This is a genomic window from Vreelandella sulfidaeris Esulfide1 (genome assembly GCF_054072535.1).
Genome location: NZ_CM133364.1, coordinates 1,671,383 through 1,686,992, shown reverse-complemented (window position 1 = coordinate 1,686,992; position 15,610 = coordinate 1,671,383). Strand labels below are relative to the sequence as shown.

Below are 15,610 nucleotides of genomic sequence, written 5' to 3'. Positions count from 1 at the left end.
CACGTCTCTTGCGATTGTTGTCTGATCCAAGCGCTGTCTGGAAATTAGTTTTGCACCAACTTGCACTGGCTTTCAGACAGCGGGCGGTAGGCTTCTTCGGCGGGAATCGTGCTGAGAATCTCGTAAAGGTCCCACTCACCAGTGGACTCTTCAGGTGTTTTCACCTGGGCCAGGTACATATCGTGGATCATGCGGCCATCTTCACGAATTTGACCATTACGTGCGAAGAAATCATCGATGGGCATTTCAGCCATTTGTGCACGAACAGCTTCAGGGTCATCGGTGCCAGCGGCTTCGACGGCTTTCAGGTAATGCATGGTGCTTGAGTAAATACCTGCTTGTACCATGGTCGGCATGCGGCCGACTTCATCGAAGTAGCGCTGCGCCCATTCACGCGACTGTTCATCCATATCCCAGTACCAGCCGGTGGTGAGCAGCAGATTCTGAGTGGCCTCCAGGCCAAGTGCGTGAACGTCGTTCAAGAAAATCAACAGACCCGCTAACTGCTGTCCGGATTGCGTCAAACCAAACTGACTGGCCGTGGTGATTGCATTCACGGTATCCGCACCGGCATTAGCCAAGCCAATGATTTTGGCACCCGAGCCTTGGGCCTGAAGGATATAAGAAGAGAAGTCGTTAGTCGGGAATGGATGGCGCACACCGCCAACAATTTCACCGCCGCTCTCTTCCACGACTTTTGTCACGTCGGCTTCAAGCGCATGACCGAAGGCATAGTCAGCCGTCAGCATGAACCAGGTATCACCGCCCTGTTCAACCACCGCTTTAGCGGTACCGTTAGCAAGCGGATAAGTATCGTATACCCAGTGAATGTGGTTGGGCGTGCAGTGTTCATTGGTAATACTAGAAGCCGCTGAACCGGACACAATGCCCAGGCCGTTATTCTCTTCCAGCACTTTGGTGACCGCGATCGATACCGAGGAAGCCACCAAGCCGCCGACCATATCGACGTTATCCTGGTCGATCCAGCCGCGCACCGTGTTTGCGCCAACGTCAGCGCTGTTGCGATCATCAGCGCTGGAAATCACGATCGGAGCGCCATTAACGCTGCCACCAAAATCGGCCACCGCCATCTCCATCGCGGTTAAGCCGCCAGGGCCAGCCAGGTCGCGATACGTACCGGACATATCGGCCAGGTAACCAATGCGCACTTCTCCATCGCTCATATCCGCCTGGGCGGTAGACACAGCGAGGCTAGACGCTGCAGCGACGGCGATGCTGGTAGCCAGCGTTTTTTTCATAAAAGTCATATTCGTCTCCTGGCCCTTGGGGCCTTTGTTGTTGTCTAACGACGTGCAATTTATTGTTTTTTAATAACAGTCTTGTAATTTTTGAGCAGTTTGCGCTTGTGTTGTGAGCGTATAATCGTGCGTGCTTTATACCCCTAGCATTGAGTTGAGATGTTCCCGACGCGATGGCAACTGCGCGGCGCTAATTTCCTCGACAATCTGACCGTGATCCATCACGAAGTGGCGATCCGCAAGCGGTGCCGCAAAGCGGAAGTTCTGTTCTACAAGCACGATGGTCATACCGCGCTCTTTTAGTTGAACCAGCACTTCGGCTAACTTCTGAACAATGACCGGGGCCAACCCCTCGGTGATTTCATCCAGCAACAACATGCGTGCACCGGTGCGCAAAATGCGCGCCATGGCCAGCATCTGCTGTTCGCCACCGGAAAGCCGTGTACCCTGGCTTTTGCGCCGCTCGTAAAGATTGGGGAACATGGCGTAGATTTCATCAAGACTCATCCCCCCCGAGCGAACCGTGGGCGGCAGTAAAAGATTTTCGTGTACATCAAGACTGGAAAAAATACCGCGCTCTTCAGGGCAATAACCAATCCCCAGGCGAGGAATGTGATGCGGCTTCATCTGCAGGGTTTCATTACCATTAATCACGATAGAGCCCGTGCGACGCCCTACCATGTTCATGATTGATTTCAACGTGGTGCTACGCCCAGCGCCGTTGCGACCCAACAGGGTTACCAACTCGCCACGCTTAACATCAAAATTAACCCCGTGCAGAATATGTGACTCGCCGTAATAGGCGTGCAGATCCTGTACGCGCAACATTTCCAGGGTTTGGGTGTTCTCGATTGGCGCCTGCGCTTCAGCAGTATTCATACGGCAACACCCTCTTTTCCAGTCCCTTCCTCTTCATCGGCGTCGCTACCCATATAGGCTTCGCGTACTAGTGGATTACGCGACACACTTTGATAGTCGCCCTCGGCTAGTACAGCGCCACGTGCCAGCACGGTGATGCGGTCACACAGGCGGCTAACAACGCTTAAATTATGCTCGACCATCAAGACAGTGCGCCCTGCCGAGACGCGTTTAATCAACGCCACGATACGATCAACGTCTTCTGCCCCCATCCCCTGAGTGGGCTCATCCAACAGCATCATGCTCGGATCAAGCGCTAGGGTCGTGGCGAGCTCAAGCGCCCGCTTGCGACCGTAAGGCATTTCGACGGTCAATGTATCGGCGTATTCGCGCAGGCCCACTTCTTCCAGTAGTTCAAGGGCTCGCTCATTGAGATGGTCCAGAGATTTCTCGGACTTCCAGAAATGAAACGAGGTACCCAGCTTGCGCTGAAGTGCCACCCGCACATTCTCAAGTGCGGTCATGTGGGCAAAAACCGCTGAAATCTGAAACGAACGCACCAGTCCTAACTGAGCTATTTCGTTAGATTTTTTACTGGTAATCGACTTTCCCCGGTACAAAATATCGCCGCGGGTAGGTGGTAGAAACTTGGTCAATAGATTAAATACGGTGGTTTTGCCTGCGCCGTTGGGGCCAATCAGTGCATGGATATGCCCTTCCTGCACCTGCAGATTGACGTCGTCCACAGCGGTAAACCCACGGAACTCTTTGGTTAGTCCTCGGGTTTCGAGGACAGGTCCCTGAAGGACATCGTTTGCACTCATAGAGTGGCAAGCCTCTTGTTGTTGTATTACTGACTGTTGCAGCGCTGATTATCTTAGTACTGATTATTTTAGCGCTGACTCTTTAACAGGTAATCAATGAAGTAGCATAAGCGCCTGCCACTGCCTTACCTGAACGTAAGGTGTACGTGCAAACTAGCAACTCTAGCTATGGCAATACAATTACAACTTTGGTCTATCGACGATAATTTGCTGAATTAACAGTCGCATCGAAAATAATAAAATCAGCTATTTATGGCATTTCAACGCTTTTCAACTGCTAGCAACTATCGCTTTACGTTAACGTAAACTTGTTTTAGCCTCAGTGGCAGTGTTCCATGGGTGTCATGTCTTGGGACTAATTCTAAGAAACTGTCCTTAAGAACAACGCCTTTTTGAGAGAACGTCACCATGAGCAAAACTTACTCGATCAGTGAACTGGCCAACGAGTTTGATTTAACTACCCGCAGCATTCGTTTTTATGAGGATCAGGAGTTGCTTCACCCCACCCGCCGTGGACAAACGCGGGTTTACAGCAGCAAAGACCGAGTGCGGCTTAAGCTAACCATTCGTGGCAAGCGTCTGGGGTTTTCACTGGCAGAAATTCGTGAACTGTTCGAGCTTTGGGACGAAACCCGCAGCGGCAGTAAAAAGCAGCTGCATTTAATGCTCAGCAAAATAGCCGAGCGACGGGCGGCTCTCGACCAGCAAATGAAAGACATCACAATGGTGCAACTAGAACTTGAAAGCGCGGAGATACGCTGCCGCCAAGCGCTGGAAGAATTGCATGAAAAACAGAACGAAGAAGAACGAGCGGGAGCAACCGATCAGTCCTCGTCCCCCTCTTCTGCCACGATGCACTGAGTCGATATTCCAAATACCGCCAGCTCGGCTAGCCGCCACAGCTAACCACTATAACTAGCCACTATAAATAATTAGCAATAGGTGATTGACCATGTTTTCACACTACTCAGAACTTAATTTTGGCCTCGATGACGAACTGAACATGCTGCGCGAGCAGGTCAACGCCTTTGCGGCCAGCGAAATAGCGCCCCGCGCTGCCGAAATCGACCACAACAATGAATTCCCCAACGATTTATGGAAGAAGTTTGGGGATATGGGCCTGTTGGGCATCACCGTCTCAGAAGAAGATGGCGGCAGCGGCATGGGCTACCTCGCCCACTGTATTGCCATGGAAGAGATCTCCCGTGCCAGCGCATCGGTCGCACTCTCCTACGGCGCCCATTCCAACCTTTGCGTTAACCAAATCAAGATCAATGCCTCCCCCGAACAGAAAGCCAAGTACCTGCCTAAGCTGATTAGCGGCGACCATGTGGGTGCGCTGGCCATGTCCGAGCCCGGCGCGGGTTCTGATGTGGTCTCGATGCAACTGCGCGCTAAGAAGGATGGCGACCATTACATTCTTAATGGCAACAAGATGTGGATCACTAACGGTCCCGATGCCGATGTGCTGGTGGTCTACGCCAAGACAGATCCGGAAGCCGGCTCCAAAGGCATCACCGCGTTTATTATCGAAAAAGGTATGCCCGGTTTCTCCACCGCCCAGAAGCTCGACAAGCTGGGGATGCGTGGCTCCAACACCTGCGAGCTGGTTTTCCAGGACTGCAAAGTGCCCGCTGAAAACATTCTGGGTGCGGAAGGTAAAGGCGTACGCGTACTGATGAGCGGCCTGGACTACGAGCGCACCGTATTGGCCGCAGGCCCGATAGGCATTATGCAGGCCGCCATGGACGTGGTGATGCCCTATATCCACGAGCGCAAGCAGTTCAACCAGTCGATTGGAGAGTTTCAACTGGTGCAGGGCAAAGTAGCGGATATGTACACCACCCTGAACGCCTGCCGCGCCTATTTATACGCGGTCGCCGGTGCCTGCGACCGCGGCCAAACCTCGCGTAAAGATGCCGCTGGGGTGATTCTCTACTGCGCTGAAAAAGCCACCCAGGTCGCGCTGGACTCCATTCAGCTACTCGGCGGCAATGGCTATATCAATGAATACCCCACCGGGCGTCTGCTGCGCGATGCCAAGCTGTATGAAATTGGTGCGGGCACCAGCGAGATTCGGCGGATGCTGATTGGTCGCGAACTGTTTACTGAAAGCCTTTAACAACAAATCAGCAAGGTTGCGCCATGAGCACTGTTAATAGCCAAGTCAATCCGCGTAGCGATGTGTTTCAAGCCAACGAAGCCTCAATGCTCGGTGAAGTGAACAACCTGCGTAAGCTAACCGCTGCCATCGCCCAAGGCGGCGGCACCAAGGCCCGCGAGCGCCACGTAAGCCGCGGCAAGCTGTTTGTACGCGACCGCATCGATCATTTGATTGATGAAGGCTCACCGTTTTTGGAGTTTTCCGCCCTGGCGGCACACAACATCTACGACAGCGAGATTCCTGCAGCGGGTGTCGTCACCGGCATTGGCCGGGTTTCCGGCGTTGAATGTGTGATTGTGGCCAACGACGCTACGGTGAAAGGCGGCACTTACTTTCCGCTCACAGTGAAAAAGCATATTCGCGCCCAGGAGATTGCCCGCAAGCATCGTCTGCCGTGCATTTACCTGGTCGATTCCGGCGGCGCCTTTCTGCCCCGTCAGGACGAAGTCTTCCCCGACCGCGACCACTTCGGCCGCATCTTCTATAACCAGGCAACCATGTCAGCCGAAGGCATTCCGCAAATCGCCGTGGTGATGGGCTCCTGCACTGCCGGCGGCGCTTACGTACCCGCCATGGCAGACGAATCGATCATTGTTAAAGAGCAAGGCACAATTTTCCTGGGTGGCCCACCGTTGGTAAAAGCCGCCACCGGTGAAAGCATCAGCGCCGAAGACCTGGGCGGTGCGGATGTTCATGCCAAGGTAAGCGGCGTGGCCGACCACTACGCTGAAAATGACGCCCACGCACTGCAACTTGCCCGCGCCTGTGTCTCTCGCCTGAATTGGCAGAAGCGCGGCAAACTGGCCATGAAAGCGCCCAAACCGCCGAAACTCGACCCTTCCGAGCTGTATGGCATTGTCGGTACCGACCTGAAAAAGCCCTATGACGTACGCGAAGTGATTGGTCGCATCGTCGATGACTCCGATTTCGACGAGTTCAAACGTTACTACGGCGAAACCCTGGTCACCGGCTTTGCGCATATTCATGGCTACCCGGTCGGCATCGTCGCCAACAACGGCGTGCTGTTTTCTGAAAGCGCGGTAAAAGGCGCGCACTTTATCGAGCTCTGCGCTCAGCGCAAGATACCGCTGATCTTCCTGCAGAACATCACCGGCTTTATGGTCGGCTCCAAGTACGAGCACGAAGGCATCGCCAAACACGGCGCCAAGCTGGTCACCGCTGTGGCCTGCGCCAAGGTACCCAAATACACCGTCCTGATTGGCGGTAGCTTCGGTGCGGGCAACTACGGCATGTGTGGCCGCGCCTACGACCCCCACCTGCTGTTCATGTGGCCCAATGCACGCATTTCCGTCATGGGCGGTGAGCAGGCAGCAGGCGTACTGGCTCAGGTGAAGCGTGAGCAGCACGAGCGCGACGGCCGCGAGTGGAGTAAAGAGGAAGAAGAAGCCTTCAAGCAGCCTACCCGTGAACAGTACGAGCACCAGGGACACCCCTATTACGCCAGTGCCCGTTTGTGGGATGACGGCGTGATTGATCCACTGCAGACCCGCGATGTACTTGGGCTTTCACTGGCCGCCGCAATGAATGCTGAAGTAGAAGAGACGCGCTTCGGCGTGTTCAGGATGTAGGGGCAATTACCATGGCTTATTCAACACTGAAAATCGAAGACGGCGTGGCGCGTCTTACCTTAAACCGCCCAGAGGTGCATAACGCTTTTGACGACAGCCTGATCGCCGAATTAAACGCTCAACTCAACGAACTTCATCGGCTTGCTGAAACAGGCGATGTACGCGTGGTGGTGCTCGGTTCCGAAGGTAAAAGCTTCTCGGCAGGAGCCGATCTCAACTGGATGAAGCGCATGGTCGATTACGACCTTGACGATAACCTCGCCGATTCCCGCAAGCTTGCCGCACTGATGCACGGCCTGGATACACTGCCCTGCCCGACGCTTTGCCGGGTTCAAGGCGCCGCCTTTGGTGGCGCGGTAGGCCTTGCCGCCTGCTGCGATGTGGTGATTGCCTCGGATAAAGCTAAATTTTGCCTTTCAGAAGTCAAGATTGGCCTTTCGCCTGCGGTCATCAGCCCGTATGTGCAGCGCGCCCTTGGCGAGCGTCAGATGCGCCGCTATGCGCTAACGGCCGAAGTGATGGATGCCCCAACCGCGCTCGCGCTCGGCCTAGCCCATCAAGTGGTAGAACACGAGGCGTTAAATAGCGCGATCGACGCCATGCTGGTAACGCTATTAGCGGGCTCGCCTCAAGCGCAGCGTGCCACTAAAGCATTGATGGCAACCGTCGCCCAAGCGCCGGATTCTGATGCCACCCGCGAGCATACCTGCCAGATCATCGCCAAGCTGCGGGTAAGCCCAGAGGGCCAAGAGGGTTTATCCAGCTTTTTTGAAAAGCGCCGCCCGAATTGGGTCGAATCTAATAACACACATCACGCTTCGGAGCGTCGCTCATGAGTCATTCACCCCCTATTGAAAAAGCCGAAAAAGCTGAAAACGCCGCTCGCACGACGCCTTTTGACACGCTGTTAGTCGCCAACCGCGGTGAAATCGCCTGCCGTGTGATGCGCACTGCCCGCCGGATGGGCCTGAAAACCGTCGCGGTCTACTCCGATGCCGACGCCAGCGCGCGCCACGTACGCGAAGCCGACGAGGCCGTGCGCCTAGGACCTGCCGCTGCGCGCGAAAGCTATCTCAATATCGATGCGGTCATCGACGCCGCCAAGCGCACCGGCACCGGTGCTATCCACCCCGGGTACGGGTTTCTTTCCGAAAACGGCAGCTTCGTCAAAGCTCTTGAAGAAGCGGGCATTACCTTTGTTGGCCCGCCCGCTTCTGCCATTGCTGCCATGGGCGATAAATCCGCCGCCAAAGCGCGCATGGCCAATGCGGGCGTACCACTGGTGCCTGGCTATCACGGGGATAATCAGGACGACGCCCTGCTGCGCACTGAAGCCGACAAGATCGGTTATCCGGTCATGATTAAAGCCAGCGCGGGCGGCGGTGGTAAAGGCATGCGTGTGGTGGAATCTAGCGATGGTTTTCAGGCTGCGTTAGAGGGCTGCCGCCGTGAATCCAAAGCCGCCTTCGGCGATGACCGCATGCTGATCGAAAAGTACCTGGTGCAGCCGCGCCATGTGGAAGTGCAGGTGTTCTGCGACCGTCACGGCAATGGAGTCTACCTATTCGAGCGTGACTGCAGCGTTCAGCGCCGTCACCAGAAAGTGATCGAGGAAGCCCCCGCCCCCGGAATGACGCCGGAGCTGCGCAGCGCCATGGGTGATGCCGCGGTACGTGCCGCCCAGGAGATCGGCTATGTGGGCGCAGGTACCGTCGAATTCTTATTAGATGCGGACGGCTCGTTCTACTTTATGGAGATGAATACCCGTCTCCAGGTCGAGCATCCGGTGACCGAAATGATCACCGGTCAGGATCTTGTCGAGTGGCAGCTACGCGTGGCCATGGGCGAGCCGCTTCCCTGCAGCCAAGACGAACTGACCATCACCGGTCACAGCTTTGAAGCGCGCATTTACGCCGAAGACCCGGAACAGGACTTTCTGCCCGCCACCGGCCTGCTGAACCGGTTCGCGCTGGATTTAGTGGGTGCCGGTTTAAGTGCTGATCAAGTGCGCCTGGACAGCGGCGTAGAGAGCGGCGATGCGGTATCTATGCACTACGACCCAATGCTGGCCAAGCTGATTGTACATGGGCCTGACCGCGACGCAGCGCTGGCCACACTTAACCGCGCCCTGGCGGCACTGGATGTGCAAGGCGTGGTGACCAACCGTGCCTTCCTGATGCGTTTGGCGACTCACCCGGGCTTTAAGAATGTGGAACTGGACACACGCTTCATTGAACGCAACGAAGCGACGCTGTTTGCGCCACGCACCTACAACATGGACGCCTACGCCAGCGCGGCGCTGATCGGCCTACACCAGCTCGCCCAAGAGTGTGAAAGCGACTCCCCCTGGGATCGCCACGACGGCTTCCGGCTAAACGCGCCGCACACCATTCGTATTGCGCTGTGCGACCCAGCCAATGTGCAAGCTGATGATAGCGATGAAGCAGTCGTCATCGTTGAAGGTAAACGCAGCGCAGGCGAATCGCTTTGGACCCTTACCATAGGTGATGAAACCCTTACTGCAAGCCTGCAGCCGCTCACTGGCGATGCAGTCGCCGTTACTTTAAACGGCTATCGTCGCCGCCTCCAGGCGCGCCGTGACGGCCATGTCGTGGTAATGGCCGACCCAAGCGGTGAAACTCGCCTGTTCTGGCGTCGCATCGATGCGATTGACCACGGCCACCACGAAGCTGAATCGACACTCACTGCGCCGATGAACGGCACGGTGGTGGCACTGCTGGTGGCGCCCGGTAAGGCGGTTGAAAAAGGCATGCCGCTGATGGTGATGGAAGCGATGAAAATGGAGCACACCATGACCGCACCCGCCGATGGCAGCGTGGAAACCTTCCACTTCCAGGCGGGCGATACGGTCAGCCAAGGTGCAGTACTTCTCGACTTTGTCCCCAGCGAATAGGAGCTCCCCATGGCACTGCCGACGTCCGTCAAACTATTTGAAATGGCCCCCCGTGACGGCCTGCAAAACGAGCCGGGGGCGATGGTACCGACCGCGACTAAAATTGCCTTGATCGAGCGGCTTGCCAAGGCGGGGATCACGCATATCGAAGCCGCCAGCTTTGTCTCACCCAAGTGGGTGCCTCAGATGGGCGATGCCGCTGAGGTCATGGCCAACATTCAGCGCCAGCCAGGTGTGGTGTATTCCGCACTGACGCCTAACCTGAAAGGGCTGGAAAATGCCCTGTCAGTGGGAGTTGAAGAGGTCGCGGTGTTTGGTGCCGCCTCGGAGGCCTTCTCGCAGAAAAACATCAACTGCTCGATTGCCGAATCACTTGCGCGTTTTGAGCCTGTTTTAGAGCGCGCCCGAGAGGCTGGCGTTCGGGTTCGCGGCTATGTTTCTTGTGTACTGGGCTGCCCTTACGAAGGTGACATTGCCGCGAACAAAGTCGCCGATGTGGCTAACGCGCTTTATAAGATGGGCTGTTACGAGGTGTCACTGGGCGATACGATCGGCGTGGGCACGCCGCTGGCCGCCAAGCGTATGATCGAAGCCGTTCGACGGCAGGTGCCCATTGAGTATTTAGCGGCGCATTTCCACGATACTTACGGCATGGCGTTGGCTAATTTGTACGCCGTACTGGAAGAAGGCGTTAGCGTGATTGATGCCGCTACCGCCGGACTCGGGGGGTGCCCCTATGCGAAAGGCGCCTCCGGCAACGTCGCCACTGAAGACGTACTCTACCTGCTTGAAGGGTTGGGGGTTAAAACGGGCATCGACCTGCAGGCCGTGATTGATACCGGCTATTGGATCACCGGCGAGCTAGGCCGCAAACCCAGTTCCAAAGTTGCCCTCGCAAAAGGCGCTAGCAGCTAACCAACCGCTGCCTATCCGTTCGGACAAAAAAAATATCGGAGAGTCTCAACATGACGTCACAAGCACTCACGTTACCCAGCTACTCCAGCAGCATGGCGGACAAGCCACTGCTGGGTATGACCATTGGCGACAAGTTTGACCAGATCGCCACGCAATATGCCGATAACGACGCGCTGATTGTGCTTCACCAGAATATTCACTGGAGCTATCGCCAGCTTCAGGAAGAGGTCAATCGCTGCGCCCGCGCCCTGCTCGCTATCGGTGTTCAAAAAGGCGACCGCGTCGCCATTTGGGCGCCCAATTGCAGCGAATGGACACTCACCCAGTTTGCGACCGCTAAAATTGGCGCCATTCTGGTCAACATTAATCCTTCCTACCGTACTCATGAACTGGAATATGCGCTGAATCAATCCGGTGCGCGTTTTTTGGTCACCGCCAACAGCTTTAAAACCTCTGACTACAGCGGCATGCTCTACGAATTGGCTCCCGAGTTAAAAGCCTACAACGAAGGTGAGCTGAAATCCCAGAAACTGCCCGACCTTGAGTGCATCATTAATTTAAGCAGCGAAAAGCTCAGCGGTATGTGGCGCTGGGCAGACCTGATGAGCGAGGCCAACAAGGTTAGCCAAACCGACGTTGATGACCTGCAAGCGACCCTACAGTTCGATGACGCCATCAACATTCAGTACACCTCGGGCACCACTGGCTTCCCCAAGGGTGCTACGCTTTCTCACCACAATATTCTCAATAACGGTTTTTTTGTGGCTGAAAGCATGGGCTTCACCCACGAAGATCGCCTGGTGATCCCCGTACCGCTTTACCACTGTTTCGGTATGGTGATGGGTAACTTAGGCTGTGTGACCCATGGCGCCACCATGATTTATCCGGACGAGGGCTTCGACCCCGGCAAAGTGCTGAAAGCCGTTCATGAACAGAAAGCTACCGCCCTTTACGGCGTGCCGACCATGTTTATTGCCGAGCTTGACCACCCTGATTTCCCCAGCACCGATCTCTCATCGCTACGCACCGGTATCATGGCGGGCTCGATCTGCCCCGCTGAGATCATGAAGCAGGTGATCAGCAAGATGAACATGAAAGGCGTACAGATCGCCTACGGCATGACCGAAACCAGCCCGGTGTCTACCCAGACAGGTGCCAACGACAGCATCGAGAAACGCGTTTCCACGGTGGGCCGCACTCAACCGCACCTGGAGAATAAGATTGTCGACCCCGGCAATGGCGGCATTCTGCCTCGCGGCGAAATCGGCGAGCTGTGTACCCGTGGTTACAGCGTGATGCTCAAATACTGGAACAACGACAAAGCCACCGCTGAAGCCATTGACGAAGCGGGCTGGATGCACACCGGTGACCTCGCCACCATGGATGAAGAGGGCTACATCCAGATCGTGGGGCGCATTAAAGACATGGTGATTCGCGGCGGAGAGAACGTTTACCCCAAAGAGATCGAGGAATTCCTGTACGCCCACCCGGCCATTTCAGAGGTACAGGTCACTGGTGTACCTGATAAAAAGTACGGTGAAGAGTTGATTGCCTGGGTAAAACTCAACAGCTCAGCGGGCGAAGTCACTGGCGAAGAGTTGCGCGAGTACTGCAAAGGCAAAATCACTCACTTCAAAATTCCGCGCTACTTTAAATTCGTTGACGAGTTCCCAATGACCGTTACCGGCAAAATTCAGAAGTTTAAAATGCGCGAAATTTCGATACAGGAGTTAGGCCTGGATCAAGAACCATAACTGACCATGTCTACCTCTCACCCTTTGGCAGACCATTATCAGCGCGCCCTGCGCGCTGATGAAGTCTTGGCACAAATTGATGCTCACTACCCCGATGGCCCTACTCTGCATCAACTAGCCCCCTTGGATCAGCTACATATCGGTGGCTTGGCGGCCTCCGCTCGGTTACTCGATCGGCTCAACCCTGACACCCATGGCCAGGTATTGGATATTGGTGCTGGGTTGGGCGGATTAATGCGCCAGGGCGCGTCGCTGGGCTTTCACATGACTGGTCTGGATATTACCCATGGGTTTAGTGCGTTAAACAAAGCACTGAGCTCGCGGGTTAATCAAACTGCCGTGTCATCGCTTGCCTGGGTAACGGGTGACGCGCGCGCGCTGCCGTTTGCCGATCATAGCTTCGATGCGGTCTTGTTTCAGCACAGCCTACTCAACATGCCCGACCCCACCAAGGTGCTGGCTGACAGCTTCCGCGTGCTGCGCCCTGGCGGGCAGTTGGTGATGCACGAAGTCGTCAGCGGCCCCAACGTGTCACAACTTCACTACCCGGTGCCCTGGGCGGTTTCTCCTGAACATTCGCACCTCCTGCCCCTAACGACGCTAACCCGCTTGCTCGAAACAAGCGGCTTTGTACTTGAGCACGTGGAGGATTGGAGCGAAATAGCCTTGGCGTGGCGTCAGCGCCAACGCCAGAAAGAGCAGTCAGCCGCCCGGCAATCGGTGCTCTCACCTCAGTGGGTGTTTGGAAAGCAATTTCTGACCATGGGGAGTAATTTGCTAAAAAATTTGGCCGAGGGCGCAATTAAAGTGGTAGAGATAGACGTCCGTTGCTAGTCTCAATAAGTACCGTTCTTTCTTCCTACCGATAGGCGTACGAGAAATGCCAATGGCACGCTTGGCAAGCACCCTGCTCTGTTGCTCAGTTCCCTGGTTTAGCAGCTACGCCGACGATAAACCGCCGGTGATGGCCTATACCGCCCCTGATAGTGAACTCATGCAACTTGATAACGGCGTTATCCTAGAAGGTAGTGACCTTCAGAGCCTTGATAACTATTCCAGTGGTTTCCGCGTAACCGCAGGTTTCAGCCCCTGGCGGCTCCCTCAACTCGATATTGGCGCTGAAATCGCCTATCGGGAAAGCGAAGAAATCTCCACCACGTCCAGTGTTAATCCGCTCGTTATGGATACGTTAAGTTTGGGGGGCGCCCTTGTAGCCGGTGTTCGCATGGGCGCCTTTAGTGTCTATGCGAAGTCCGGCATTACTGAATGGCGCGGTGACAGCGAGGTGGAAGGTGCCGATGAAAGTGGCACCGCGATGCTGCAAGGCTTCGGTGCTACCGTGACGATTAATCGGCTCGTCAGCCGTCTAGAGTATGAGCGCATTGATGCCCCAAGCCTTGAGCATCTCAATATACTCAGCGCCTCGCTGCACCTGCCGTTTTAAAGGGCATCGTTTTTCTGATCGGGTGGCGTCCAGATAGGCACATCTTCGCGCTGCGGCTCCTGCCAATCTTGCTTCATAGCACTGTTCAGCGACTCTTCCAGTTTCATAAACAGCTCGCCATAGCGCGGACTAAAGCTAATACCGCCCTCTATCTCTTTCCAGGCTTCGAACAACTCGTCTTCGTGGGCATCTTCATTCTGCACAAACGACCAGGTCATCTGCTTGGCACGCATGGGGTGAACGCCCATGGCGGTGAGCGCGTGGCCACCCAACTCAAGCGCTGAATGGTAGGTTTCGCTGACCGTATCATCGGCGCCCGCTTCTCGCAGTTGGTAGCCATGACCACGATCAAAGGCACGGGCCAGCACCCAAACGTGGGGATAGTACTGTTTTACGTGCCTGACCATCTGCACAGCACGGTCACGGTCGTCCAACGCAATCACCAGTAACCGGGCTTGCTCAATACCTGCGGTTTCGAGCAAATCGGAGCGGCTGGCATCGCCGAAGTAGCTTTTGATACTTATTTTGCGCAGGTTCTCGATCTGCTCAATCTCATGATCCAGGGCAACAATGGGAATATTATTGGCACGCAGCAAGCGGCAGATAATCTGCCCAAACCGCCCCACCCCCGCAACGATAACCGGGGCCTGCTCCTCTATCGTATCGGCCTCACGATCATCATTTTTAGCACTACGGTAACGCGGTAGCACCAAGCGGTCGTAGGCGATGAACAGCAAGGGGGTTAAGAACATCGAAAGTGCCACAGCGAGCGAGAGAATTTGGGAAGTATCCGAAGGGATCACGCTGTTTTGTACGCTATAGGTCAACAGTACAAAGCCAAACTCACCCGCTTGGGCAAGGCTTAAGGTGAATAGCCAGCCGTTGCTGCCATGAAGCCGAAACAGCAGCGCCAGGCCAAACAGTATTATTCCTTTTACGACGATAACCGTCGCACCTAACAGCAGTATCGTCTCCCACTCCGCTGCCAGCACAGCGAAGTTGATACCCGCTCCCACGGTAATAAAGAACAGCCCCAGCAGCAGCCCCTTGAAGGGTTCAATATTGGCTTCCAGCTCGTGCTTGAACTCACTATTGGCAAGCACCACCCCCGACAAAAATGCGCCAAGGGCGGGGGATAAATTGACTAAACTCATCAGGGCGGCAATACCTATCACCAGCATTAGGGCGGTGGCGGTAAATATTTCGCGCAGGCCAGAGCCAATCACATAGCGAAACAACAACGGCACTAAATAGTAGCCCGCGGCTATAACGCTCACGATAGCCGCCACGACCACTAAAGCATGCGCCCAGCCGGGCAGATCCGATACCAAATTTAAACTGGCATGCCCCTCCTCACTGACCGGGCCCATTAACTCAGGCAGCGCCAGCAGAGGTATTAACGCCAGCATCGGAATAACGGCTATATCCTGAAACAGCAGGACCGAGAAGGCGCTGCGACCGCCTTCGGTTTTGGCCAGCCCTTTTTCATTCAGTGTTTGCAGCACAATGGCTGTGGATGAAAGCGCAAAAATCAGCCCCACCGCTAGAGCGGTTTGCAACACTAGCCCCAGCCATAAGGCGATGGCAGTGCCAGCAACCGTCGTTAACACGACTTGGAGCCCGCCCAGACCAAGCAGCCGCACACGCATGGCCCAAAGCCCTCTGGGATCAAGCTCCAGGCCCACCAAAAACAGCATCATCACGACGCCAAATTCTGCAAAATGCTGAATGGTGGTGGTCTCCTGGCCCACCAATCCTAGGATCGGGCCAATGACTACGCCGGCAACCAGATAGCCCAGTACCGATCCCAGTCCAAACCGCTTGGCGAGGGGAACCGCAATGACGGCAGCGAGAAGGTAGATAAACGCCTGAACAAAATAGGCTGTCAT

13 protein-coding genes are annotated in these 15,610 nt (G+C 55.5%); 9 read left to right on the top strand and 4 right to left on the bottom strand.

Annotation, left to right across the window (positions count from 1 at the left end):
* Positions 1–44 precede the first annotated feature (44 nt).
* The 3 genes from ACW44H_RS07750 to ACW44H_RS07740 all read right to left on the bottom strand — a co-directional run bounded on the left by ACW44H_RS07750 (position 45) and on the right by ACW44H_RS07740 (position 2,941).
* Positions 45–1,268, bottom strand: coding sequence for an ABC transporter substrate-binding protein (locus tag ACW44H_RS07750; protein ID WP_447043853.1), 1,224 nt, complete (start codon positions 1,266–1,268; stop codon positions 45–47).
* A gap of 126 nt (positions 1,269–1,394) precedes the next feature.
* On the bottom strand, positions 1,395–2,138 hold the full coding sequence (locus ACW44H_RS07745; RefSeq protein ID WP_457508207.1) for an ABC transporter ATP-binding protein: 744 nt from the start codon (positions 2,136–2,138) through the stop codon (positions 1,395–1,397).
* The gene (locus ACW44H_RS07740; RefSeq protein ID WP_113268070.1) at positions 2,135–2,941 is read right to left on the bottom strand and encodes an ABC transporter ATP-binding protein; all 807 of its coding nucleotides are present in this window, start codon (positions 2,939–2,941) and stop codon (positions 2,135–2,137) included. The genes ACW44H_RS07745 and ACW44H_RS07740 overlap by 4 nt, the downstream gene beginning before the upstream one ends.
* Positions 2,942–3,349: 408 nt before the next feature.
* Between ACW44H_RS07740 and ACW44H_RS07735 the strand changes: the two genes are divergently transcribed.
* From ACW44H_RS07735 to ACW44H_RS07695, 9 genes are all read left to right on the top strand, one after another.
* Positions 3,350–3,802 carry a MerR family transcriptional regulator gene (locus ACW44H_RS07735; RefSeq protein ID WP_457508205.1) on the top strand — a complete coding sequence of 151 codons (453 nt, stop codon included), beginning with the start codon at positions 3,350–3,352 and terminating at the stop codon, positions 3,800–3,802.
* Positions 3,803–3,893: 91 nt separating this feature from the next.
* Positions 3,894–5,063, top strand: a complete 1,170-nt coding sequence (locus ACW44H_RS07730) for an isovaleryl-CoA dehydrogenase (protein WP_457508203.1) — start codon at positions 3,894–3,896, stop codon at positions 5,061–5,063.
* A 23-nt stretch (positions 5,064–5,086) separates the two neighbouring features.
* On the top strand, positions 5,087–6,694 hold the full coding sequence (locus ACW44H_RS07725) for a carboxyl transferase domain-containing protein (RefSeq protein WP_457508201.1): 1,608 nt from the start codon (positions 5,087–5,089) through the stop codon (positions 6,692–6,694).
* An 11-nt stretch (positions 6,695–6,705) separates the two neighbouring features.
* Positions 6,706–7,530, top strand: a complete 825-nt coding sequence (locus ACW44H_RS07720) for an enoyl-CoA hydratase/isomerase family protein (RefSeq protein ID WP_457508199.1) — start codon at positions 6,706–6,708, stop codon at positions 7,528–7,530.
* Complete coding sequence (locus tag ACW44H_RS07715) at positions 7,527–9,608, top strand: acetyl/propionyl/methylcrotonyl-CoA carboxylase subunit alpha (RefSeq protein WP_457508198.1); 2,082 nt, start codon at positions 7,527–7,529, stop codon at positions 9,606–9,608. The genes ACW44H_RS07720 and ACW44H_RS07715 overlap by 4 nt, the downstream gene beginning before the upstream one ends.
* A gap of 9 nt (positions 9,609–9,617) precedes the next feature.
* A complete protein-coding gene (locus ACW44H_RS07710) occupies positions 9,618–10,523 on the top strand; it encodes a hydroxymethylglutaryl-CoA lyase (protein WP_457508196.1) in 906 nt (301 codons plus the stop codon).
* Between the two features lie 50 nt (positions 10,524–10,573).
* Positions 10,574–12,277 (top strand): AMP-binding protein, encoded by a 1,704-nt coding sequence (locus ACW44H_RS07705; RefSeq protein ID WP_457508194.1) that lies wholly within the window; start codon positions 10,574–10,576, stop codon positions 12,275–12,277.
* Positions 12,278–12,283: 6 nt separating this feature from the next.
* Positions 12,284–13,111: a class I SAM-dependent methyltransferase gene (locus ACW44H_RS07700; RefSeq protein WP_457508192.1), complete on the top strand. Its 828-nt coding sequence runs from the start codon at positions 12,284–12,286 to the stop codon at positions 13,109–13,111.
* A 46-nt stretch (positions 13,112–13,157) separates the two neighbouring features.
* On the top strand, positions 13,158–13,721 hold the full coding sequence (locus ACW44H_RS07695; RefSeq protein ID WP_447043842.1) for a hypothetical protein: 564 nt from the start codon (positions 13,158–13,160) through the stop codon (positions 13,719–13,721).
* On the opposite strand, the gene ACW44H_RS07690 is transcribed toward ACW44H_RS07695, so the two are convergent.
* Positions 13,718–15,610, bottom strand: a complete 1,893-nt coding sequence (locus ACW44H_RS07690) for a monovalent cation:proton antiporter-2 (CPA2) family protein (protein WP_457508191.1) — start codon at positions 15,608–15,610, stop codon at positions 13,718–13,720. The two genes, ACW44H_RS07695 and ACW44H_RS07690, sit on opposite strands and share 4 nt — an antisense overlap.